Annotated in this window: 24 protein-coding genes; 7 read left to right on the forward strand and 17 right to left on the reverse strand. The window is 47.0% G+C overall.

The genetic code is table 11. The features are described from left to right. Window positions 1–31: 31 nt before the first annotated feature. Both M1Q06_RS11040 and M1Q06_RS11045 read right to left on the reverse strand, forming a co-directional pair. Window positions 32–1,009, reverse strand: coding sequence for a TAXI family TRAP transporter solute-binding subunit (locus tag M1Q06_RS11040; protein ID WP_434399599.1), 978 nt, complete (start codon window positions 1,007–1,009; stop codon window positions 32–34). Window positions 1,010–1,137: 128 nt separating this feature from the next. After that, window positions 1,138–1,722 (reverse strand): phosphatidylglycerophosphatase A family protein, encoded by a 585-nt coding sequence (locus M1Q06_RS11045; protein ID WP_434399600.1) that lies wholly within the window; start codon window positions 1,720–1,722, stop codon window positions 1,138–1,140. A gap of 106 nt (window positions 1,723–1,828) precedes the next feature. On the opposite strand from M1Q06_RS11045, the gene M1Q06_RS11050 reads away from it, so the two are divergent. From M1Q06_RS11050 to M1Q06_RS11060, 3 genes are all read left to right on the forward strand, one after another. Then, window positions 1,829–2,551, forward strand: coding sequence for an alpha/beta hydrolase (locus tag M1Q06_RS11050; protein WP_121297851.1), 723 nt, complete (start codon window positions 1,829–1,831; stop codon window positions 2,549–2,551). Between the two features lie 76 nt (window positions 2,552–2,627). Continuing rightward, the gene (locus M1Q06_RS11055) at window positions 2,628–3,146 is read left to right on the forward strand and encodes a YjcG family protein (RefSeq protein ID WP_058383411.1); all 519 of its coding nucleotides are present in this window, start codon (window positions 2,628–2,630) and stop codon (window positions 3,144–3,146) included. Continuing rightward, window positions 3,147–3,575 carry a GNAT family N-acetyltransferase gene (locus tag M1Q06_RS11060; protein ID WP_058383410.1) on the forward strand — a complete coding sequence of 143 codons (429 nt, stop codon included), beginning with the start codon at window positions 3,147–3,149 and terminating at the stop codon, window positions 3,573–3,575. A 44-nt stretch (window positions 3,576–3,619) separates the two neighbouring features. Here the strand turns inward: M1Q06_RS11060 and fabI are convergent, their stop codons facing one another. Next, the gene (gene fabI / locus M1Q06_RS11065) at window positions 3,620–4,390 is read right to left on the reverse strand and encodes an enoyl-ACP reductase FabI (RefSeq protein ID WP_058383409.1); all 771 of its coding nucleotides are present in this window, start codon (window positions 4,388–4,390) and stop codon (window positions 3,620–3,622) included. Window positions 4,391–4,494: 104 nt separating this feature from the next. Then, window positions 4,495–5,865 carry a magnesium transporter gene (mgtE, locus tag M1Q06_RS11070; protein WP_434399601.1) on the reverse strand — a complete coding sequence of 457 codons (1,371 nt, stop codon included), beginning with the start codon at window positions 5,863–5,865 and terminating at the stop codon, window positions 4,495–4,497. Window positions 5,866–5,952: 87 nt separating this feature from the next. On the opposite strand from mgtE, the gene prpE reads away from it, so the two are divergent. After that, complete coding sequence (gene prpE, locus M1Q06_RS11075) at window positions 5,953–6,690, forward strand: bis(5'-nucleosyl)-tetraphosphatase PrpE (RefSeq protein WP_121297853.1); 738 nt, start codon at window positions 5,953–5,955, stop codon at window positions 6,688–6,690. Here prpE and M1Q06_RS11080 read toward each other — a convergent pair. Genes M1Q06_RS11080 through M1Q06_RS11090 form a run of 3 tightly spaced genes read right to left on the reverse strand, consistent with a single transcriptional unit; the run spans window position 6,687 to window position 9,050 of the window. Then, window positions 6,687–7,562, reverse strand: coding sequence for an RluA family pseudouridine synthase (locus M1Q06_RS11080; RefSeq protein WP_434399602.1), 876 nt, complete (start codon window positions 7,560–7,562; stop codon window positions 6,687–6,689). The two genes, prpE and M1Q06_RS11080, sit on opposite strands and share 4 nt — an antisense overlap. 4 nt (window positions 7,563–7,566) lie before the next feature. After that, window positions 7,567–8,376 carry an NAD kinase gene (locus M1Q06_RS11085; protein WP_121297855.1) on the reverse strand — a complete coding sequence of 270 codons (810 nt, stop codon included), beginning with the start codon at window positions 8,374–8,376 and terminating at the stop codon, window positions 7,567–7,569. Further along, a complete protein-coding gene (locus M1Q06_RS11090; RefSeq protein WP_058383404.1) occupies window positions 8,373–9,050 on the reverse strand; it encodes a GTP pyrophosphokinase in 678 nt (225 codons plus the stop codon). Before M1Q06_RS11090 ends, M1Q06_RS11085 begins: the two co-directional genes overlap by 4 nt. A gap of 272 nt (window positions 9,051–9,322) precedes the next feature. Here M1Q06_RS11090 and M1Q06_RS11095 point away from each other — a divergent pair, with 272 nt between their 5' ends. The 3 genes from M1Q06_RS11095 to M1Q06_RS11105 all read left to right on the forward strand — a co-directional run bounded on the left by M1Q06_RS11095 (window position 9,323) and on the right by M1Q06_RS11105 (window position 11,181). Next, window positions 9,323–9,892 carry a CYTH domain-containing protein gene (locus tag M1Q06_RS11095; protein ID WP_434399603.1) on the forward strand — a complete coding sequence of 190 codons (570 nt, stop codon included), beginning with the start codon at window positions 9,323–9,325 and terminating at the stop codon, window positions 9,890–9,892. Between the two features lie 96 nt (window positions 9,893–9,988). After that, window positions 9,989–10,387, forward strand: coding sequence for a globin (locus tag M1Q06_RS11100; RefSeq protein WP_434399604.1), 399 nt, complete (start codon window positions 9,989–9,991; stop codon window positions 10,385–10,387). Then, entirely contained in the window at window positions 10,384–11,181 is a 798-nt protein-coding gene (locus M1Q06_RS11105; protein WP_434399605.1) for a ClpXP adapter SpxH family protein, read from the forward strand. Before M1Q06_RS11100 ends, M1Q06_RS11105 begins: the two co-directional genes overlap by 4 nt. Window positions 11,182–11,629: 448 nt before the next feature. On the opposite strand, the gene pepF is transcribed toward M1Q06_RS11105, so the two are convergent. From pepF to M1Q06_RS11155, 10 genes are all read right to left on the reverse strand, one after another. Beyond that, window positions 11,630–13,438 (reverse strand): oligoendopeptidase F, encoded by a 1,809-nt coding sequence (pepF, locus tag M1Q06_RS11110; RefSeq protein WP_434399606.1) that lies wholly within the window; start codon window positions 13,436–13,438, stop codon window positions 11,630–11,632. A gap of 52 nt (window positions 13,439–13,490) precedes the next feature. Beyond that, window positions 13,491–14,579 (reverse strand): competence protein CoiA, encoded by a 1,089-nt coding sequence (locus M1Q06_RS11115; RefSeq protein WP_434399607.1) that lies wholly within the window; start codon window positions 14,577–14,579, stop codon window positions 13,491–13,493. A 127-nt stretch (window positions 14,580–14,706) separates the two neighbouring features. After that, the gene (gene mecA / locus M1Q06_RS11120; protein ID WP_121297861.1) at window positions 14,707–15,363 is read right to left on the reverse strand and encodes an adaptor protein MecA; all 657 of its coding nucleotides are present in this window, start codon (window positions 15,361–15,363) and stop codon (window positions 14,707–14,709) included. 297 nt (window positions 15,364–15,660) lie between these two features. Beyond that, the gene (spxA, locus tag M1Q06_RS11125; protein ID WP_008429739.1) at window positions 15,661–16,056 is read right to left on the reverse strand and encodes a transcriptional regulator SpxA; all 396 of its coding nucleotides are present in this window, start codon (window positions 16,054–16,056) and stop codon (window positions 15,661–15,663) included. A gap of 406 nt (window positions 16,057–16,462) precedes the next feature. After that, the gene (locus M1Q06_RS11130; protein ID WP_434399608.1) at window positions 16,463–17,662 is read right to left on the reverse strand and encodes a putative glycoside hydrolase; all 1,200 of its coding nucleotides are present in this window, start codon (window positions 17,660–17,662) and stop codon (window positions 16,463–16,465) included. A 180-nt stretch (window positions 17,663–17,842) separates the two neighbouring features. Then, window positions 17,843–18,784: an ABC transporter ATP-binding protein gene (locus tag M1Q06_RS11135; RefSeq protein WP_135449438.1), complete on the reverse strand. Its 942-nt coding sequence runs from the start codon at window positions 18,782–18,784 to the stop codon at window positions 17,843–17,845. Next, window positions 18,784–19,839: an ABC transporter ATP-binding protein gene (locus M1Q06_RS11140; RefSeq protein ID WP_434399609.1), complete on the reverse strand. Its 1,056-nt coding sequence runs from the start codon at window positions 19,837–19,839 to the stop codon at window positions 18,784–18,786. The genes M1Q06_RS11135 and M1Q06_RS11140 overlap by 1 nt, the downstream gene beginning before the upstream one ends. Before the next feature lie 15 nt (window positions 19,840–19,854). Next, a complete protein-coding gene (opp3C, locus tag M1Q06_RS11145; protein ID WP_434399610.1) occupies window positions 19,855–20,874 on the reverse strand; it encodes an oligopeptide ABC transporter permease in 1,020 nt (339 codons plus the stop codon). Further along, a complete protein-coding gene (gene opp3b, locus M1Q06_RS11150; protein WP_121297866.1) occupies window positions 20,874–21,809 on the reverse strand; it encodes an oligopeptide ABC transporter permease in 936 nt (311 codons plus the stop codon). Before opp3b ends, opp3C begins: the two co-directional genes overlap by 1 nt. A gap of 184 nt (window positions 21,810–21,993) precedes the next feature. Beyond that, entirely contained in the window at window positions 21,994–23,706 is a 1,713-nt protein-coding gene (locus tag M1Q06_RS11155) for a peptide ABC transporter substrate-binding protein (protein ID WP_434399611.1), read from the reverse strand. Window positions 23,707–23,771: the final 65 nt, after the last annotated feature.

Genomic DNA, 23,771 nt, shown 5'->3' on the forward strand with positions numbered 1-23,771 from the left:
GCGCTTTATCGTCAGTTATTTTGATCAGTTCTTATTGGTTTACTTCATCGAAGTAACGCTGTGCGCCAGGATGGATATCGATCCCGATTCCATCAAGAGCTGTTTCGGCTTTGATGAACTCAGCTTTGGCGTGTTGGATTTGATCTGTGTTTTCATAAATCGCTTTTGTAATATCGTAGACTGTGTCTTCGGAGATGTCGTTCTGTACAACAAGCATCGCAAGAACGGAAACCGTCGGAACTTCTTCAGTCAATCCATAAGTGCCGGATGGTACTACATCCTCTGCATAATATGGGTATTTCTCGATCAATTCAGCTGCTTTATCAGCTGCGACAGGAACGATGTTGACATCGGCAGTTGCACTCAAGCTTTCAACTGCGCCAGTCGGCGTTCCGGCTGTGATGAATGCTGCATCGATCTGTCCGGATTGCAAGCTTTCCTGAGATTCGCCAAAGTCCAAGTTCTGCGCGTCGATGTCATCCATCGTCATGCCGTGGATTTCAAGCAATTGCTCAGCGTTGATATACGTACCAGAGCCAGGTGCCCCGACGGATACCGATTTTCCTGCCAAATCTTCAAATGCAGTGATGCCAGATCCTTCAGTCGTTACGATCTGGATCGTTTCCGGATAAAGAGCCCCGATTGCGGACACGCTGTCGATGACTTCCCCTTCGAACATGTTCGAACCTTCAGATGCGTAGAAAGCCGTGTCTGTCTGCACAAAAGCGATTTCGCCCGTGCCATCAGCAAGTGATGTCATATTGGCTGCAGATGCTTGGGACACTTCGGCAGTCGTATCGATGCCTGTCTCATTCTCGATGATCGTCGCCATTGCTCCACCAAGCGGGTAGTAAGTTCCCGTTGTTCCACCAGTCAATACACTGATGAATTCCGGCTCAGCTGCTCCGCCGCCTTCTCCTTCATTTGCTGCATCGTCTCCACAGCCTGCTAGGAATACGGATCCGGCCAAAGCGACAGTCGCGTAGAATCCAAACTTTTTGTTTAACATAAATCGGCCTCCCTTTATCTATAGTTTCTTTCATCCTTCATAATACCATGACTTTCTGTCCATCTGTCAATTTATTTTTTTCAAATGGAATCGGTTTCAAACCAAATTTCTGGCAATAAAACCCTTTTTTATATTTCTGCTCCAGGCACATGAGTTTCCGGCGTCGTCTCTTCAGGAGTCAGGTCTTCGAAGCTTCTGCCTTCCTCTTCCAAATCGCGCGTGCGGTGTGCGATGCGGGCCGAGGCACACGCCGCGATGCTTGCTACAAGATCGTCGAGGAAGGTGTGGACATGCTCGCCGTATTTCGTATCGAGTTTATGGATGATGCCGGTCTTGTTTTTGTCCAAATGGCCAAACGTCGTCACGGCGATGCTGCCGTACGTGAGCACTGCTCCGAGGCCGATCATTTCATCGACTCCGAACAAGCCTTCATCCGAACCGACGATCTGCTGAAGCGGTTGGGATAACTTCCCTTGTTCAGCCAGTTCATCGAGTTCAATGCCAACCAACAGGGCATGCTGCATTTCCCGTTTGCGCAAGACGCTTTCGACCGACTCGATGCAATGGGCCAATGTCAACCCTTCATTAAAAGGCAACTGCATTTCCAACACGATTTTCGCGATATCTTCTTTCGTGACGCCTCTTCTTTCCAAAGCTTCATGCGTCGCTTTATTCACTTCTTCTGAATGCACACGGAAATGTCCTCCATCCATGTTGCCATCCCCTCTCTCTATTTGGATTTGTCTTCCTGTCCATTATACCTTGCATAGTGGAATATGTTACAATTTTTGTACAATAGAATTAGAAGGAGGCAACATCATGAACAAAGGAAGCGTAGAAGATTTCACGCTTTATAGCGATGCTCTTGGGGAAGACATGCAGGTGCTCGTCCACCTGCCCGCAAATTATTCTCCCCTCTATAAATACAGCCTCGTCATTGCATCGGATGGCAAGGATTATTTCCAGCTTGGCCGTGTTCCACGGGTCGTCGACGAATTACTTGAAAACCAGGAGATCGAAAACATCATCTTCGTCGGCATTCCCTATAAAAGCGTAGAAGACCGCAACCGGAAATACGAACCGACCGGCGAACAGCATGGCGCATACTTGCGTTTCCTGGCCCATGAGCTGGCACCTTATCTAGACGAAAAATACCCGACCTACCAAGTGGGCATGGGCCGGACATTGATTGGCGATTCACTCGCAGCCACCGCTTCCTTGATGGCCGCACTTAAATACCCGAATATTTTCGGGCGCGTCATTCTCCAGTCGCCAAAAGTCGGGCCGGAAATGATGGAAGCCGTCGAGAAGTTTCCGATGAACAATTCATTCACGGTCTACCATGTCATCGGCTCGGAAGAAACCGAAGTCAAGTTGACCAACGGGGAAACCGCCGACTTTCTCACGCCGAACCGCGAGTTGAATGAGTTGATGAAAAATAAAGGGTTTTCGCTCTTTTACGAAGAATTCAAAGGAGACCATACATGGAAATACTGGCAGCCGGACCTGAAGAGGGCGCTGTTGATGAATTTCGGCATGTAGGCCTTAAGGAAACAAAGCGAACAATTTGATATAATTGAAGAGAAGATCATTTATTAGATGAGGAGGTCTATTGATTATGAAATATGGTATTGCAGCATTTCCATCAAAAAAACTACAAGACTTGGCGAATTCCTACCGGAAACGCTATGACCCGCATTACGAGTTGATCACGCCCCATATTACATTGAAAGGGCCTTTCGAAGCGGATGACTCTGAAGTCAAAGCAATGGCGGAGGAGCTCGGCAATATCGCCAAACGCCAAAAGCCTTTCCGCATCCATGCGACGCGCGTCAGCACGTTCACCCCGGTGACGAACGCTTTGTACTTCAAGATCGAGCCTTCAAAAGAGCTGATGGATCTTCACGAAGACCTCCACTCCGATTTTCTAGGCGGCATGCCGGATCATCCTTTTGTGCCCCACATCACCATTGCACAGAAACTTTCAGATTCGGAGCATGCTGATGTGTACGGCCAATTGAAAATGGCTGGCATCGACCACGAAGAGACGATCGACCGCGTCCACTTGCTCTACCAATTGGAAGATGGATCGTGGACTGTATACGACACATTCCGGTTGTCAGGAGATGAAGCTTAATTGCAGAAAGTGAAAATCGTTGAAACCGAACTCGAAAAAGAACAGGCTTTTGAGATCCGCCGGAAAGTTTTCGTCGATGAGCAAGGCGTCGCACTTCATGTGGAAATGGATGAACATGACGACAGCGCCACTCATTTTATCGGATATGAACTCGAACAGCCGATTGCCGCTGCCCGGATCCGCGAATACGAACAAGGCGTCGGCAAAGTCGAACGCGTTTGCGTATTGCCTGAATACCGCGGACATCACTTCGGGGCGGAGATGATGGAACAGCTGGAGGAATATGCCCGCTCGATTGGCTATTTCCGCTTGCAACTCAATTCCCAGAGCCATGCCATCCCGTTTTACGAACGGCTTGGCTATGATGTGGTCTCTCCCGAATTCATGGACGCCGGCATTCCCCACCGACAAATGGAAAAAACCCTATAATAAAAAACCTTCCGGAAAACTCCGGAAGGTTTTTTTCATGCGTTTTATAAGACGTGATAGCCGCTGTCGACGTGCAAGACTTCGCCCGTGATGCCGCGGGACATATTGCTGAACAAGAAGACGGCCGTGTCGCCGACTTCTTCAGGCGTCGTGTTGCGGCGAAGCGGTGCTTTCTCTTCGATTTCACGCAAAATCGAGTTAAAGTCGCTGACGCCTTTAGAAGACAATGTGCGGATTGGGCCTGATGAAATCGCATTGACGCGGATATCGTGCTTGCCAAGATCCGCTGCCAAATAACGGACAGACATTTCAAGCGATGCTTTGGCAACGCCCATGACATTATAGTTCGGCATGACGCGCTCTCCGCCGATGTAAGTCAGCGCTACGATGCTTCCGCCTTCTGTCATCAACGGTTTTGCATATTTCGAAACGATTGTCAATGAGTACGAGCTGATGTTATGCGCAAGCAAAAAACCATCGCGCGATGTATCCGAAAAGTCGCCTGACAATTCTTCGGTTTTCGCGAATGCGATGCAATGTGCCAGCCCGTCGATTTTTCCAGCGCTTTCTTTGATCGTATTGAAGCATTTCTCTACGTCCTCGTCACTGGTCACATCACATGGCAAGATCTGCTCATGATTGCCATCGAGTGTCGCGACCAAATCACGCACCGACTTTTCAAAGCGCTCCCCTGCATATGTAAAGATCAAGTTCGCTCCAGCCGCATCCAACGAACGCGCGATTCCCCATGCGATGCTGCGCTTATTGGCGACACCCATGATGACGTATGTTTTATCTTTTAATGAAATCGACATATATATACCTCCTAATATTATTACCTGGTACTAATATTACCCCATAAAAAAAGAAAGTGCAATTGCACTTTCCGGGAACTTGCTTCATTTAGTCATTTACCGTCTTATAAATTCGTCAGGAAGGTCGTCGCCAAGCCCAAATAAATAAGGATGGAAATGATATCGTTCAAAGTCGTGATGAACGGCCCGGATGCGACGGCAGGGTCAATCTTCATCCGGTGAATCAATAATGGGATAAACGAGCCGGCCAAGGTCGCGACAAAAATCGAGCTGGCGACCGCAGTGCCGACCAACATCCCGATCAACAGTTCAGACTTCCAAAAATAAACGAGCCCTACAACTACGATGCCGCAGATAACACCTGTAATCAAGCCTGTGCCTGCTTCGCGGAATAAAAGCTTCATCTTGCTTTCTTCTTCGATATCACCCGTCGCAATACCGCGTACAGCAACCGCGAGCGCCTGCGTGCCGCTATTCCCCGCCATTCCGGCAATCAACGGGATAAACACGGCGAGCAGCGCCACCTGGTCGAGCGTCGCTTCGAACATGCCCATCAAATTCGCTGTCAGCATGCCAAGGAAAGTCAGCAGGATGAGCCACGGCAAGCGTTTTTTCGCTGCTGTCAGCGGTCCACGGTCAAAGGTATCCATATCGGATACGGCAGCCAATTTGGAGTAGTCATCAGACGCCTCTTCATCCAACACGTCGATGATGTCATCAACTGTGATGATGCCGAGCAGGTGGTCTTGGAAATCAACTACCGGCAATGCGAGAAAGTCATAGTCTTTGATCATGCGTGCGACTTCTTCCTGGTCTTCGCTTACCTGGACACTGACGACACGATCGTTCATGATCGATTCGATCAAGGTGTCCTCATCCGCAACGATCAAATCACGCAATGTTACGATGCCTGACAGTTTACGGTCTTCATCGATAACAAAAACGTAATAGATCGTTTCGGCGTTGGGTGCAGCATTGCGCAGGATGTTCATCGCTGAACGCACCGTCGAGTTTTTCGGGATCGCGACAAATTCCGTCGTCATGATGGAGCCCGCCGTATACTCTTCGTAATGCAGCAAGTCTTTGATCTGCTGGGCAGATTCCTTGTCCATGATCGTCAAATAGCTGGCGACTTGGTCTTTGTTCAATTCATTGAGTACATCGACTGCATCATCGGTGTACATATAGGACAGGATATCTGCAGCATAGCGAGCATCCATTTCCTTAAACAGGTCTTCGTATTCGTCATCGTCCACTTCAATGGCTTCAAAAATGTCCGCCATTTCTTTCGGAGAGAGATACTGATAGAGCAAATGCCTCGTTTCCCCGTTCGCTTTCTCATAAAAGCTTGCTTGGTCGTATGGATGGTGGGACAAAAATTCTTCTCGGAATGCTTCAACATCCCCTTTTTGCAATAATTCATGCATCAATTCTTCGTTCAGTTCCTCGTCACGGATCTTCGTTTCGCCCATCATGTATACTCCCTCCTTTCAATTGTTTCAGCTTTTTTCCCGATATGCGTTACACTGAAATCACCAGTTGGCAGTTAGGAGCTGAAGAATATGAAATATGATGTCATCGGTGATATCCACGGATGCTTCAATGAGTTGATCGAATTGATCGAACAACTCGGCTACCATTTCGAAAATGGCCTGCCTGTTCATCCCGAAGGCCGCCATCTCGCTTTTGTCGGTGACGCCATGGACCGCGGCCCGGAATCCCTCGCGGTGTTGCAATTATTATTCGCGATGCAAGATGCGGGCATCCTTTATTATTCCCCTGGCAATCATTGCAACAAACTCTATCGTTTTTTCAAGGGAAATCCCGTTGAGCTCTTACACGGCTTGGAAATGACCGTTGCCGAATGGCGCGGACTGGAAAAGCAACAACAGAAAAAGTTCAAGGATCGCTATCTCCAGTTTTATGAAGCTCTTCCCCTTTATCACCAGCTGCGGGATGAGTTGATTGTCGTCCATGCGGGCCTGCGAGAGGATATGATCGGTCAGGCATTGAACCGTCAAATGATCACATTCGCTCTATACGGCGAAATCACCGGCAGGTACCATTCCGATGGCCGTCCAGTGCGCGGCAATTGGGCGAAGCGCTATAAAGGCGAACCGTGGATCGTTTACGGCCATACTCCGGTCAGGAAGCCGCATTTCCAGAATAACACCGTCAATATCGATACAGGCTGCGTCTTCGGCGGAACCTTGACCGCACTGCGTTTTCCAGAAATGGAGATTTGCCAAGTGCCGTCAAAACAGGCTTACCAACCCGAACGCTTCCACCATTATAATTAAATCAGTATACGCATATCACCGGCAAGCGCAGATGTAAATACCAGCCGCTCCCCGGAGACAGGATGATCGAGCTGCAATTCCGTACAATGCAGCGCTTGCCTGTCGATCAACTCGCGTCCGCCGCCGTATAAATCATCCCCCAGCAGCGGATGCCCGATATGGGATAAATGGACGCGGATCTGGTGTGTCCTGCCAGTATTCAATTTCAGCCGGACATGGCTGATGCCGCCGATTGACTGGATTAACTCTATCTCAGTCTCTGCAAATTTGCCGTCTTCCCTTACTTCACGTTCGATGATGCTGGTGCCTTTCCGGGCGATTGGGGCGGTGATTACCGATCTTCCAGCAGCCACTTCGCCGTACACAAACGCTTCATAGCGCCGGTTCATCCGCTTTTCCTGTTGCTGTACGGAGAGCAGATGATGGATATGGCGGTTTTTGGCGATGCATACTAGCCCCGATGTGTCTTTATCAAGGCGGGTCGCAATATGCAATGTAGACGGGATTGCATGACGTTCGAAATGCCCGGCGACAATATTCGCCAAACTGCCGAACGGCTGTTCACGTGACGGGATAGTGTTTTGCCTTGGCGGCTTTTCGACAATTAAAAGTGCGTCGTCTTCATAAACGATGGCAAGCGGCCCGTTTTCTGCGGTCAAGCCTTTGCCCTGTGTTTCTATCGGAAAAATAACGGTCACGGCATCCCCAACTTCGAGCGGATGCCTGACCGTCACTTCCGAACCGTTGACCAGCAAATGGCCTCCGCTATACTTCACAGAAGCCAAGGTCCTTTTGGAAATCCCATAATTTTGCAGCGCTTCCCGTAACAGGCCGCGCTTTTTTGCAGTGAATTCAACTTGAAATGCTTTCATATTTTCAATCCTCCGACAGTTCGCTGTCGATGAATGAGTCATGGACGCGGCGCCAAAACGGGAATGCACGGAAACGGGCGAAGCGTACTTTTTCTTTCGCCACCCGATACTCGATCGATTCGACATCTTTATGCAGCAATTGAAGATGGTCGATCGTCACCATGAAATCCGGCGCCTTCACCGGAAGTAAAGTGCAGCGGTGATGGGACGGCAACACAAGCGGTGACCCGACAGTCCGGAACACCCGGTTGTTGATTGAAGCCATCTCGGTCAATTGCATCGCCGGCAAAGACGGATGGATGATCGCCCCGCCGAGCGCTTTATTATACGCCGTGCTTCCTGAAGGAGTCGACATGCACAAGCCGTCTCCGCGGAACCGTTCAAAATGGCTGTCGTTCAGGAAGACATCCATCACAAGCGTGACGTCCGGGGATTTCACGGTCGATTCGTTCAAAGCCAAATAAGTGGAAGATTCCTGGTCACTTCGGTAATGCACCGTCACTTCCAATAAAGGATATTCAATGACTTCAAATTCCTTTTTCGCGATTGCCAAGACGAGCTTCTCGATCTCGATCGGCTTCCAGTCCGCATAAAACCCTAAGTGGCCTGTATGGATTCCAACAAATGCGACAGCATCCAAACGGTCGCTGTACTTATGGAATGCATGGAGCAAAGTACCGTCCCCGCCGATCGATAAGACGATCTGCGGGGATTCCTCGTTCCATTCCATGCCGAAATCCTCTAGATATTCACGGGCCTCTTTCATCAATCGATTGGACAGATCATCACTTCTCGATATGATATAAAATTTCATGTATCCTTTCGACCTCCTTCCGCATCCGCCGGAAATCGTGTTCCCGGAGATTCTTTGTATTCGCTGAAATATGCTTGCGCTTCCTGGATTTCATCCCTAATCTGCGTCATTTCCTCGTCGAGCTGGAATGCCGCTTCCGCCGCACGCTGCAGCCGGAGTTTGATCTCCTCAGGGAACACGCCTTTATACTTATAATTCAATGAATGCTCAATCGACGCCCAGAAATTCATCGCCAAGGTGCGGATCTGGATTTCCGCTAGGATCAGCTGCTCGCCGTCGATGGTTTGTACCGGATACTCGACGATGACATGATACGAACGATAGCCGCTTTGCTTTTCATGCGAAATATAATCCTTTTCTTCAACGATGCGCAAATCGTTGCGCTGGCGCAATAGCTCCACGACGGTTTCGATATCTCCAACGAATTGGCACATCATCCGCAACCCGGCGATGTCCTGCAAATTGCGGGCCAATTCTTCCGACGGCTCAAATAATAGCCCTTTTTCCAAGGTCTTGTCATAAATGCTCGCCAGCGGCTTGACGCGCCCGGTAACGAACTCAATCGGTGAATTTGTGTTATTCGTTTCAAATTGCTTGCGCATGCCTTTAAATTTCACTTTCATCTCGTCGACCGCCTGTTTATACGGCGCCAAAAAACGATTCCATTGCCCCATGTCTGGCCCTCCTCACTGCTTTGCCCATTTCACTATCCATTAAGCCCAGCACAGGGCTGATTCTTCATACCGTTATTTTACCACAGCAATGCTCTGCGTTGCAGATTGCACCCAACTATCCGATAATGAAATTAACGGCTATTCCAAGAGCAATCGGCGTGAGCATGAAATTCCCGCTCCTCGCCGGTTGACCCACCGCGCTTTTGAAATGCCGCTTCTTTCCTATAGAAAAGGAAACAGTATTGCAAAAGCGCGATTAATGAGGTGAACAAATGACAAAAGAACTTGAAATTGAATTCAAGAACATGCTGACAAAAGAAGAGTATAGCAAATTATTGGCGGAGCAAAATACCTCCCCGATCAGCCAGACCAACCATTATTTCGACACAGCGGATTTCCAGCTGCGCGACCAAAAGGCGGCCCTTCGCCTGCGCAGCATTGGCAGCCGTTTTGAATGCACACTTAAAACACCGGCCGCTTCCGGAAATTACGAAACGACCGATAGCTTGGACGAACAACAGGCGTCCGCCATCCTGGACTTGGAGCGATTCGATGCCCCGGAAGTTTCCGCTGAGCTCGAACGGCTCGGGGTGTCCCCGTCCGAATTGGTGCTTATCGGTTCTTTAACGACCCATCGTGCAGAAGCTGCTTACGAAGGCGGCCTTCTCGTACTGGACCATTCGGAATACTTAGGGGTGGAAGATTACGAGCTGGAATATGAAGTTACAGACGAAGCTGCCGGCAAGCGGAGTTTCCTCTCTTTGCTCGAAGAAAAATGCATCCCGTTGCGTCCGGCAGACAAGAAAATCGCGCGTTTTATGAAGGCGGCTTCCAAGCGCTAAAGGCAGCACAGCCGTTCGATGGCATGCGATTTGTTTGAGATATTTACCAGGCGTTGATAGAATGGATTTACAGCAAACACAAAGGGGACAAGACTGATGACTGGAAAACCGCTTCTCCCGTACGATCAAATCGGCGCGGAAACATTATCAAACCTGGTGGACGCCTTCTATGCGCGCGTCTCAGCCCATCCGAAACTTGCACCCATTTTCCCTGACGACCTGACCGAAACAGCGAGAAAACAAAAACAGTTCTTAACACAATATTTAGGCGGCCCGAACATTTACTCGGCAGAACACGGGCACCCGCGCCTGAAAGCACGCCACCATCCTTTCCCGATCACTCCCGACCGCGCGCAAGCCTGGTTGGAATGCATGAGTGAAGCGATGGATGAAGTGGGGCTCAGCGGCCAATTTCGCGAGACGTTTTTCAACCGGCTCGTTTTGACAGCCCACCACATGGTGAATGATTACGACAGTGAGGAGGAGTTGGAGTGAGCAACCTGGATCTGGCAGAGGACATCCGCGAACACCAAGCTTCCTGCAAACCGATGGAATTATACGTGTTCATGGACCCGATGAATCCCGCATGCTGGGAACTTCAATCCATCATCCGCAAATTGCAAATCGAGTATGGCCATTATTTTTCAATGCGGATGATCTTAAGCACACAATTATCCGCCCTGAATATGAGCATGAAGAATACCGATATGGCCGGCGGTGAGCTTGAACACCCCGCACTTCCCTCTGTTGCCATCAAAGCGGCGGAGCTCCAGGGAAAACGGGCAGGCAATCGATTCATGTACAAACTGCAAGAGCATCTCTTCCTGCAATCACGGAACGTCACATCCTACGATGTACTGCTTGAAATAGCGGAAGAAGCAGAACTGGACCAAGCCGAATTCAAAGATGACTTCCATTCGGTCCACAGCGCAAAAGCATTCCAATGCGACCTTCGGATCACGCGGGAAATGGAAATTTCCGAAGTGCCAAGCATCGTCTTTTTCAATGAATGCATCGAAGACGAAGGCGTCAAAGTTTCAGGCCTTTATTCATACGACGTCTATTTGACCATCCTCCAGGAAATGCTGGGAAAAGACCGGCTCAACCGGCAATCCCCGCCTTCTCTCGATGACCTGTTCATAAAGTATCCGACAATGGCGACGCACGAGGTCGCAAGCATCTACAATATCAGCGAGCAAACCGCAGAACGCGAGCTGAAAAAGCAAGTGCTGCAACAGAAACTGGAGCGTATCCCTATGCAGGACGACACATTGTGGAAAGTAAAATAAGCTAAGCTCCCAATAGGAGCTTAGCTTATTTTTTCTTTTATATAATGGCGAAAGGCGCCTTCCACGTCCGGAAGGCGCCTTTCTTATCTTACACAAAGGGGATGGGAGAAATGTTCACGCTCAAACAAAGGGGTGTATGTTTGTATGTGATTAATTTCACAACCTAATAATATCACGCCATAATAGTTAATGCAATAAATCACAAACCATTTCACAAATCTGTCATAATATCAAGCGCTTACATAAACATAACGTATAAATAAGTTATTTAAGAATAACTTATTATTCTCTGATACCCCCTTTTTCCATTGTCCATCCTTACCTATTTCCATTTCGCTATAATATCGTCCATCATCCCTCCTCTTTCACCGATTCAAATATCACAATCCCTAGACAACGCATAAAAAACCTCTGCAGGTCTCACGCTGCAGAGGTTTTCGTCGGTCTTTTATTTCTTCAATAGCAATCCTTCGAGTTCTTCAAGCTTTTGCCCGAAGACTTTGCACGCCTCTTCGACCGGCTCGGATGAGGTCATGTCCACACCGGCTTTTTTCAATACTTCAATCGGGTAATCGGAGCTGCCCGCTTTCAGGAATTCGTTAATATAACGCTCTACAGCTGGCTGCCCTTCTTCAAGGATCTTTTTGCTTAATGCAGTAGCTGCGCTGAAGCCTGTCGCATATTGGAATACATAGTAATTATAGTAGAAATGCGGGATGCGTGCCCATTCGAGGCCGATCTCTTCATCCACTGCCATGTCTTCACCAAAATACTTTTTGTTCAATTCGTAATACACTTCAGTCAACCGGTCAGCCGTCAAAGCTTCACCGTTCTGGTCCATCTGGTGGATTGTGTGCTCGAATTCAGCAAACATCGTCTGGCGGAAAACTGTGCCGCGGAAACCATCCAGCCAGTGGTTGAGCAAGTAAATGCGTTCTTGCTCATCTTCTGTCGTATTGACCAAGTGTTCATTCAACAAGGCTTCATTCGTCGTCGATGCAACTTCCGCCACAAAGATGGAATAATCGCCATAGACAAACGGCTGGCTTTCTCTTGTGTAGTGGCTGTGTACACTATGGCCGAATTCATGTGCCAAAGTGAACAGGTTGTCTACATTGTCCTGCCAGTTCATCAGTATATAAGGATTTGTGCCATAAGCGCCGGAAGAATAAGCGCCACTTCGTTTGCCTTTGTTTTCTTTCACGTCGACCCAGCGGTTGTCGATGCCGTTTTTGACGATCCCGACATATTCTTCACCGAGCGCATTCAAGCCTTCGAGCATCATGCCTGTCGCCTTGTCATAAGGGATCTCCATCTTGACTTCCTTAACAAGCGGCGTATACATGTCATACATATGGACTTGGTCAAGGCCCAATACTTCCTTGCGGAGCGCTACGTAGCGTTGCAATAGATGAAGGTTGTTGTTGACGGTTTCGACCAATTGATCGTAGACAGCTTCCGGAATATGGTCATCCGACAGTGCCGCTTCGCGAGCCGATGAATAGTTACGGATTCTCGCGTGAACGTTATCCCGTTTAACATTTCCGGATAAAGTGGATGCAAACGTATTACGGAATTTTCCATATGTTGCATAAACGGCTTTGAATGCGTCTTCACGTACGCGGCGGTCTTTGCTTTCCATAAAACGGATGTAATTGCCATGTGTGATCTGCACTTTTTCGCCGTTTTCATTTTCGATTTCCGGAAACTCCAGATCGGCATTGTTAAGCATGCCGAAGGTTTCGGAAGATGCTCCGACCACTTCCGATAATTGTGCAAGCAGCGCTTCTTGCTCCGCTTTCAGTACGTGCGGACGCATCGTATTAAGTTCTTCAAGGGCATGCTTATATAGCTTCAGACCTTGATGTTCATCTACATAGCGGTTCAGTTCTGCTTCATCCAAAGACAGGATTTCAGGCGTCATGAATGACAAGCCTGCTGCTGTTTTGGCGAAAAGCGATTTGATGCGACTGTCCATCGCCTGATATGTTGAATTCGTCGTATCTTGGTCGTAGCGCATATGAGCATATGCATAGAGTTTGCGCAATCGCTCCGACAATTCATCTTTATAGCTTAGCGCGTCATACAAAGCGTCCGCGCCTCCTGATAGAGTACCTTCATATTTTCCAGCTTTCTCAGCCAGTGCTGAGACGGCTTTGAATTCCTCTTCCCATTGTGAATCTGTAGCAAAAATATCTTCCAAGCGCCACGTCAGTTCTGCAGGCACTTGATCTCTGGTCAATAATTTTTCCGTCATTTGGCTGCCTCCTCTTTCCCTTGTTTCGGGAAACGAATTACACCTTATTTTCTCAATTTTCCCACGCTTTTGCAAGCAGATGATAGGAAATATCCACCACTTCCGAAAAACACGTGGAATGGCCATTTCTGTAGAGAGTTTCATACGCCGAAAGCACCTCCAAGGGCTTGCACTTGTCTACGCCAGAAGGCGCAAGCTTGACCAGCTGATCAGCCAATAAGGTCTCCACAGGTTTTCCAGACTCGATTATAAGCGCTGCTTTCATTTGCCAAATAAGAGGATGCTCTAAAAAAAGATGCCCGCCTGCAAGCGGCAACCCGAAAATTTCCGGGATGTCCCCCTTGTCGAGTTGCAGTTCATAGCTTAATCGCCAAAATGGGTTTCTCATCCGGTTTTTCGCAAATAATTGGGAACGGATGTATTTATTCTTTTCTATCCGCATGAGCGATATTACCTGCTTGTATTCTGCTTTTGTTAATTTTTTCGGCACCGCGAAAGGAAAAACTTGTTCCTTCATTGGCAAAAGCGACGCCTTCCCGATCCAGCGGTTTCCTTGTACATAAAAAAGGTTGGAGTAGTAGACGAAGAGGGAATGATTGGGGTTGAATTGCAGGAGATGGGGATGAAGTGGCGTGCTGCGGAACATTGCTCTTTCAAAGGTGCGAATTTGGAAAATACCCAGTCCTGGAGCCGGCACATTTTCTATGCCGCGGATCCATACGGCGTGAAGACCCATTTTGGCATATCCTTGGCTACGCTTCACAACTTGCTCTACAGCTAATGTGCTGCATTGGAATTCAATCGCAGATTTCTCGGCCAACAGGTCAGGCCGCTGCTTGATCGCGGGTAAGTAATGCTCGACATGGACCGGGATGTTGTTGTCGTGAAAAAAAGAGGACAGGCGGGATTTTCCGAGCAGATGAAGCGGAGTTTCCGGTTCACCGCCCGGCGTGCAGGAGAATTGCTGGAGATGGGCAAAATGGGGAATTTTCGTCGCGCCGACTTTTAAGACGACTGGGGATTCACAGGCGGGACATAGAAACGTTCGGTTCCTTCGCAGCTGAATCAGCTCTTGCCTGGTGTGATAAGCTTGCAACGTGAATAAATAGCCATTATCGAGCGCTGTCAGTATATAAATCACTCTCCTTTTTTTCAGTTTACGTTGAAGAGCCATTATGCGCAATACGAAAAATACTGCGGCTTCTAAAAATCTACCACAGCTTCCCCTACATAAAATAGCATAAAAAAAACCTCCCAAGAGGAGGTTTTTAGCCGAAATAATGCAATACATTCGACAACGCATCTTCTTTGAAGATTGGCTTGCCGTATTCTTCAAGACGGTGAATCGTCATCGGGGTTTGCTGCAAGTACTCAGTGATGACGCTCAACTGGTCTTTAATGTCTTTTTCGGAATGCAGAATTTCATCAAATTTCACGTGCATATAATACTTTCCGTCAAAGTGGTACAATGCCGTATCGACCGGCATATACATGAGGCGCTTCGCAATCGGAAGCAATTCTTCCACTTCAGAAAGAACAAACGAGTATTCGAGTTTCTTCGTATCACCCTCGTCATAAACCGGTTCGAATTCATCAAACTCCTGGGAACCAGCTTCTTCCCCTGAAAACATTTTGCGGCGTTCTTCTATATCATCCGGCAAATCAAGTTTTTGCCCGTCTTTCGTCAATTGCGCACGAGTGACAGTGACTTCAAGTCCTTTGTCCATGGCTTGCACTTGGATCCACAGCGGCCCTTCCATAACGAAATCGGCTTCTTCATTGACTTCATCCATCATTTCCCAGAAAAGCTCTTCGCTTTTGTCTCTGTTAAACCAAATTTCGTCACGGCTGAACCCTCGCTCTTCAACATCAAGATAGGAAATGTAAAATTTCACTGTGTTGTCGTTAATGCGTTCTATTTCCATTTTACACCTCTCCTTTTCGGATCGGATTAAGAGGAAGTTCCTCAAAAGCCGTGATTTATTACTACCTTCATTATACCTTTCCTGAAGGCTTAAAAACATTTTTCTGCCTATAGGCGGCACCAGAAGATAATTATCTTAGAGTCTAATCGAATCGACAGACTTTTGCAACTAATCAGGTTGATCGACATAGGGTCGACAGAAAACTTTTTCTAGGCGTTCAGTAAAAAGATAAAGAAAAGCCGTCCCATGATCCCTTATGAAATACCATAAAGACCGGACAGCTTTTTCTCCTTATTCTTAGTTGACCATGCGCTGAGCTTCCAGCAATTGATACGCGCGCACTTTGCGTGGCAAGAACCGGCGAATCTCGTCTTCGTTATAACCGACTTGCAGGCGTTTTTCATCCATGATGATCGGGCGTCTCAATAAGCCCGGATGTTCTTGGATCAATTCATAGAGGCGCTGCAATGGCAAGCTCTCTACGTCTACATTCAGTTTTTGGAAGATCTTCGAACGAGTCGAAATGATTTCATCGGTTCCGTCCTCTGTCATACGTAAAATTTCTTTGATTTCACTAATTGTCAAAGGTTCAGAGAAAATATTGCGTTCTGTATATGGAATATCATGTTCTTCCAGCCACGCTTTCGCCTTACGGCAAGACGTACAGCTTGGAGAAGTGAATAATGTAACCATCATAATGAAGCACTTCCTTTCGGATTCATAGGTGTTGAGGAAATTCATTCTTAAATTAGAATCACTATCGTTTAGAAGCTCTACAATCATTATACAACATTGGGCTTCAGTAATATATAGCTAACAGCGAGAATTTCAAAAAAAACATTGATTTTGTCACAGTCTTGCTACATTTTCTGAGAGTTTGTAAAACTTATACATTAAGAATTTACCCGCTTCTTTTATCAATTAAACTTCAATAAGAAAATTTTATTCTCATTTACAAATTTCTTTTGAAAACAAAGCTTCTATCATATAGTACGTTTCATATCGTGAAAGGTTTCAAATTTAAAGTTTATTTAAAAAGCGTAACGCCTGCAAAAAAATGCCCTTGCTGGTCGTCTGTATGACAGCAAGGGCATTTCGTTTATTCGGGTGTATAGTCGACTCCAGCTGAATAGCGGTTTCCAGCGTTCCAAAGAAGGAATTCATCAATTCCTTGTTCGTTTAAAGCGCGAATCTGGGCTTCCACTTCTGCCTTACCGTAGCGCTTATAGTTTCCTGCCCCCAGGTAGCTAGCCGTGAAATCCTGTAGCCACGGGCGCGATACGGGCGCATCGTCTAGCTTGGAAAGAACATCGTTTTCCACTTTAGCATACTCGGCGACCAATTTATACGGTTCTAAATCTGGCTTTGCGATGCCAAAATACGATGTCCAGTGGCTAGGGTATATCATCGAAGAGATGACATCGACGTTCTCGGAGATCTTCGAGAAGTTCTGTCCAATGCCAGGTGCTTCTGGCAATGTTGCTGCGTACCCGAAGATATCAACCGATACCTCTACTCCATAAGGTTCAAGCTTTTCTTTCGCATAAGCGACGAAATCTGTCACAGCTTCCACACGGCGTTGAACCGGGTCTAAATTGGATTCTGCATAATCGCCCATCGAGTAGTCAAGTTGCTCACCAAGCCGTTCAAACCCTTCTGGAAAGCGCACATAATCGAACTGGATTTCCTTGAAACCTAGTTTAGCTGCTTCGATCGCCACTTCTACATTATAATCCCACACATCCTGCATGAACGGATTGACGAACGCCTCGCCCCTGTTGTTCTTCCATACTTCCCCTCCGGAAGTAAATGAAAGCTCTGGCTGCTGCTCTGCAAGCACTGTGTCCTTGAAGACAACCACGCGCGCAATCGGGTAGATTTGCTCCTGTTCCATTTGTTCAAGCATTGCACGGGGATCCTTAATCAATGAAGTTCCGATGTCTTTATCAGCCAGCGAGGAATCTTCTTCCGGGATATACGTTAAATGCCCCATGTCTTCCTTGACGTCAATGACCATCGCGTTCAAATCGGTATTTCCTATGAGATCGACCAGTGAAGAAAATCGCTCTCCCCCGGCTGAGTTTCCAGTGACGAATATTCCCCGGACCGCATCAGGATAATCAAAATTCAATCCTGAATCGAAGCGGAATCGTTCCGATGTCCCAAGCAAGCCAAAGTCGATGCTCGCTAATTCATATGTACGGGTCGAAAAGTCTTCTGTTGCGGTTTCAGCTGCCTGCACTACATTGGCACTTCCCACTAAAACTAGGGATGCAGCAAGCCATTTCAAGGATTTCACAAAAATTCACACACCTTTTCCGCTTTTCTCCAGTCTACCATTTTTACGTACTTTAAGCAGGATAATTTAGTAAATTTAGAGAAACTCAGACATTTATTTGTTTTGAGAAGATATCCCCAGCATTTGTTCCGTTCAAAAAAAAAGCACGCACCTTATAAACAGGTACGTGCTTCACGAGTTTTATTTTTTAGCTGCTAGATGCTCTTGAATCTCAGCAAATTCTTTCTCTGAACAATCGACAAAATGGTTCGGTGAAACTTCGCGCATTTTCACATCTTCCCCATCCACATAGTTATGGACTGCCGGGTCGTATGCTTTACGCGTACGGTTGCGCTCATAGTTCGGGTCCGGAAGCGGTATCGCCGAAAGCAATGATTGCGTATATGGATGCATAGGGTTTTCGTACAATTCGTCAGCTGGCGCCAATTCCACCAACTTACCAAAGTACATAACGCCGATGCGGTCTGAAATGTATTTAACCATCGACAAATCGTGTGCGATGAACAGATACGTCAAACCTTTTTCTTCCTGAAGCTCTTTCAACAAGTTGACGACCTGTGCTTGGATGGAAACATCAAGAGCAGAAATCGGCTCATCCGCGATGATAAAGTCCGGATCTACCGCCAGAGCACGCGCAATACCTAAACGCTGGCGCTGCCCGCCTGAGAATTCATGCGGATAACGGTTCGCGTGCTCTTTGTTCAAGCCAACCGTTTCCAATAGGTCATAGACCATTTTCTTGCGGTCGTTGGCGTCTTTTGCCAAACCGTGGATATCGATGCCTTCAGCGATGATATCCATGACTTTCATCCGTTGGTTCAAGGAAGCATAAGGATCCTGGAAAATCATCTGCATTTTACGGTTGAATTTCTTTAGGTCTTTCTTGTTTTTCTTGCCGTGCACACTTTCACCTTCATAAAGAACTTGGCCATCTGTCGCATCGTACAAACGAATGATCGAGCGGCCAGTTGTGGATTTTCCGCAACCTGACTCGCCTACAAGGCCAAGCGTTTCCCCTTTATAAATATCGAAAGAAATGCCATCGACTGCTTTTACTTCGTTTGCTTTGCCGACATTGAAATGTTGTTTGAGGTTCTTGATTTCAACCAATTTTTCAGCCATTAGTTCGCGCTCCCTTCATAATAACGGCTTCCAGGGAACTTTTTCATCCGTTCGATAACCATTTCAGGCGGTTCAACTGCTGGCGCTTCAGGATGAAGAAGCCATGTGGCCGCCATGTGCGTATCGCTGACTTTAAAGAACGGAGGCGGCTGTTCCATATCGATCTTCATGGCGTATTCACTGCGCAGCGCGAATGCATCGCCTTTTGGTGGATCGAGAAGATCCGGCGGCGTGCCAGGAATCGCATACAGTTTTGCATCTTCTGCATCCATTGAAGGCATTGAACTGAGAAGGCCCCATGTGTATGGATGCTGCGGGTTGTAGAAAATCTCATCGACTGTGCCGATTTCTACGATTTTCCCTCCGTACATGACTGCTACGCGATCTGCCACGTTTGCCACTACCCCAAGGTCATGGGTGATGAAAATAATCGACGTATCGATTTTCTTCTGCAAGTCTTTCATCAATTCCAGGATTTGCGCTTGGATCGTCACATCGAGAGCAGTTGTCGGCTCATCAGCGATCAAGATCTGCGGGTTGCACGCTAGCGCAATGGCAATAACGATACGCTGACGCTGTCCACCTGAGAATTGGTGAGGATATTGTTTCATGCGAAGCTCGGGTTTTGGCATGCCTACTAAATGCAACAAGTCGATCGCGACTTTTTTCGCTTCGTCTTTGCTGATTTTTTGGTGCTTCAAAATCGGCTCTGTAATCTGGCGGCCAATCGGCATCGTCGGGTTGAGCGATGTCATAGGATCCTGAAAAATCATCGAGATGTCTTTTCCGCGGATTTTCTGCATTTCCTTATCGCTCAATTTCGTCAAGTCACGCCCGCCGAAAAGGATTTCACCGTTTTTGAATTCTGAAGTTGCTTCGGGCAATAAACGCATGATCGATTTGGTTGTAACGGATTTACCGGAACCGGATTCACCTACGATTGCCAATGTTTCACCTTTATATAGATCAAAGTTGACGCCTCGGATTGCCTTTACTTCGCCACCAAATGTGTGGAAGGAAAGTTCGAGGTCTTTTACTTGAAGTATTTTTTCCATCTAAGGCTTTCCTCCTTAATCTTTCATCTTCGGATCGAGCGCATCGCGCAAGCCGTCACCGATTAGGTTAAATGCGATCATGATCAAACTCAACACGACAGCCGGGAACAAAAGAATATGCGGCTGATACTGAATCAGTTTATACCCATCATTGATCAATGTCCCAAGAGACGCATCCGGAGCTTGAAGCCCGAGCCCGATAAAGCTCAAGAATGCTTCGAAGAAAATCGCGCCTGGAATCGTGAACATCGTGTTGATGATGATGACGCCAAGAACGTTCGGCATCAAATGCTTCCAGATGATGCGGGTATCGCTTGCGCCAAGCGTGCGGGCTGCGAGGACGAATTCCTGGCTCTTATATTTAAGAACCTGGCCACGCACAACCCGCGACATTCCCGTCCAACCGGTTATAGTCAAGGCGATGATGATCGCGAGTATCCCCGGGTCCATGATAAGGATAAAGAGGATAACGACGACCAGGTTTGGAATACCTGTCAAAATCTCAACAATACGCTGCATGACATCATCCACACGGCCTCCGAAGTAACCAGAGATCCCGCCATAAATGACACCGATCAACATATCGATCGCTGCTGCAACGAACGCGATGAACAAGGACACTTGTGTCCCTTTCCATACACGCGAGAACATATCCCGGCCAAGACCGTCTGTCCCGAACCAGTAATTCTGTTCAACATTCTTCATTTCGTACATATCGACTTCACGCCCGCCAAGGGTACCTACCCCGTCCATGATGCCTAGGTTTTCGATGACCGGCATTTTCGGCGGCAAGTTGGCATGTGTAATGGTCTGGTCATTTGGTTCGTAAGGGCTGATCATCGGTCCGATAAAGGACATGAGAACAATCAAGCCAAAGAGAATCAAACTGATGATTGCGCCTTTGTTTTTCTTCAGGCTGCGCCAAGCATCCTGCCAAAAGCTAACACTTGGTTTGGAGATTTTTTCTGCCTCTTGTGTATCTCTAGGGATGCGAGTGAATGCATCTTGAGGAAGCTTTTCATAATTCTGTGTCATTAACTCTTACCTCCTGAAAGACGAATACGAGGATCGATGACGCCGTACAAAATATCCACAACCAAAATGACGACAATTAAGAATACAGAGAAGAAAATGGTTGTACCCATGATAATTGAGAAGTCATTGACCATGATTGATTTTACGAATTGCTCACCGATTCCAGGAATCGCAAAAATCTGCTCGACTACGAGTGAACCTGTCAAAATGCTGACTGCCATTGGCCCAAGAACCGTAATCAATGGAATCAAAGCATTTCGGAATGCGTGTTTGAAAGCGATTTCAGACCCGCTGGCCCCTTTAGCTTTTGCTAACGTGATGTAGTCAGATCCAAGAACTTCGATCATTTCTGTACGAATAAACCGTGCAGCCGTTGCCAGTGGGAACATCGCCAATGCTATTGATGGCAATACGCTGGACATGAATCCATCTTTCCACAGCGCCACTGGGAACAGGTCCCATTTTAAACCGAGCCAATATTGTAGCATGGATGCAAAAACAAACGATGGAATGGATATACCGATGATTGCAACAATCGTACTGCCATAATCCACCCATGTATTTTGCCTGAGCGCCGCGACCATCCCGAATAGGATTCCAAGAACAGTTCCGAGGAGCATTCCTTGGAATCCGATCTGGGCTGACGGCCCCATGCGGCTTAAAATAACATCCGTTACGTTTGCGCCTTTGAATTGGTTAATCGAAATACCCAAATCACCTTGTAACAAACCAAACATATAATCGAAATATTGAACAGGAAGGGGTTGGTCCAGTCCGTACCGTGCCTCTACGACTGCCCGTTGTTCAGGAGATAGCTTATCTGCGGAAGCAATTGGGGAACCTGGTAATATTTTCATCAAGAAAAATGTAAACGTGGCAATAAGCGCTAAGGTGATGAACATATAAATTAATCTTTTTCCAATATAGCGTGCCATGGTGCACCTCCAAAATAAAATCGCTCTATTATATCAAGCATCAATCGACACTTGTATTTTTCTGATTAAGCAGAATACCGTTAATTTTCGGTGAATTTATCTACAGTAGAAAAGAGAGTATATCAATCCCTTGATATACTCTCTTTCTATTATGTTTTCCTAAAGTACATTCAGTTGGGAATTCTTATTCCTTACCGGAAATGTAAGCCCATTTGTAGCTGTAATCTCCACCGAATGGGTGTTTGATGATGTTGTTAACATATGGCTTTTGAAGGGACATGATACCGCGCTGATAGATCGGTGCGATAGCAGCGTCTTCTTCAATCAAGATTTTTTCAGCTTGAGCCATTGCTTCCCAGCGTCCTTCAGCATCCTGTGCCAATTCGCCTTTAGCTTGCTCAACCAAGTTATCGAACTCTTCACTAGAGTAAGACATCAAGTTGTGAGAAGAGCCAGTTACGAATAGGTCGATGAATGTCATTGGATCCTGGTAGTCAGGGCCCCATCCAGAGTTTTGGATATCGTAGTCTTGTGCTTCATCAAGCTCAAGGCGTACGCCGAATGGTACAGCTTTCAAGTTAACTGTCAAACCTTCAAGGTTTGTTTCAAGTTGCTCTTTCAAGTAAGCATCCATTTTACCTGCAAGCTCAGAGTCGCCGCCGAGAAGTTCCATAGTCACTTCTGTTTCGCCGATTTCCTCTAGGCCTTTTTCCCAATAAGTTTTCGCTTCTTCAGCGTTGAATGGCAGCATGTCTCCATTGATATCACGGAAATCTTCGCCAGCTTCGTTGAAGGAGAAATCAGTTGGTACAAGGTAGTTAGCTGGAAGTGATCCATTTGCTAGAACTACATCTACAAGGTCTTGCTTGTTGAAGCCAGTAGCAATCGCTTTACGGATGTTTTCGTTAGCAAGTGGAGTTTCTTCGCCATTACGTTCTTGGTTAAATTTCAAGTAGAACAAAGTTGGTTCAAGTTCTTTCACCACTTCTGGGTCTTCAGCGTATTGCATTGCGAATTCGCCAGAAAGTCCGACACGGTCTTTTTCACCAGATTGGTAAAGGTTAACTTGCGTAGAAGTTTCTTTTACAACGTCAACATTGATTGTTTCAAGTTGAACAGTTTCAGCATCCCAGTACTCAGCGTTTTTCTCCATTGTCCAAGTCAGGCCAGTGCCATCCCAGTTAGTAAGAGTGAACGGTCCGTTGTATAGGATTGTTTCAGAGTTAGAAGCGTAGTTATCGCCTTGCTCAGTTACGAATTCTTCGTTCAATGGGTAGAATGTACCGAAAGCCATCAATGACATGAAGTAAGGAGTCGGGCGCTCAAGTTCTACGACAAGAGTCTTGTCGTCTTCAGCTGTGATTCCTAGTTCAGAGACTTCCATGTCCCCTTCAGATACTTCTTTAGCGTTTTTAATTGTTCCTGCCATCATGTATGGTCCGTAAGGTGAACCGGTGGCTGGATCAATCGCGCGCTGCCAAGCATAGACGAAATCGTTAGCTGTGATCGGTGTACCGTCCGACCAGTTAGCATCACGTAGTTTGAAAGTATACGTCAAGCCATCTTCACTGATCTCAGGCTCGCCATCAGCAAGTGCAGGTTCAGCAATGTTTTCTTGGTTCAAGCGGAACAAACCTTCGTTTACGTTGTTAAGGATGTTGAATGCTACTGCATCCTCAGCAATCGAAGAATCCATTGACGGGATTTCTGCTCCTTCGACCAAGTTTAGTTCTTGTACAGAGTCAGGCTCGCCGCCGTTGCCTTCTGCGCCTTCTGTACCTTCTGTGTCTGTGTTTTCTGTCCCAGTATCAGTGTCGTCTCCGCCGCCGCAAGCAGCTAGGAAAGCACTAAGTACCAAAACCAGGCCAAGTAGCCATAAAATCTTGCTGTTTTTCACTGATTTTGCCCCCTTAAATTTTCTGAAAAATTGGTACATGATTAATTATACATAAATATTTTTTG

Source organism: Planococcus sp. 11815 (genome assembly GCF_051096385.1).
In the GTDB taxonomy this organism is placed as follows: Bacteria; Bacillota; Bacilli; order Bacillales_A; family Planococcaceae; genus Planococcus; species Planococcus citreus.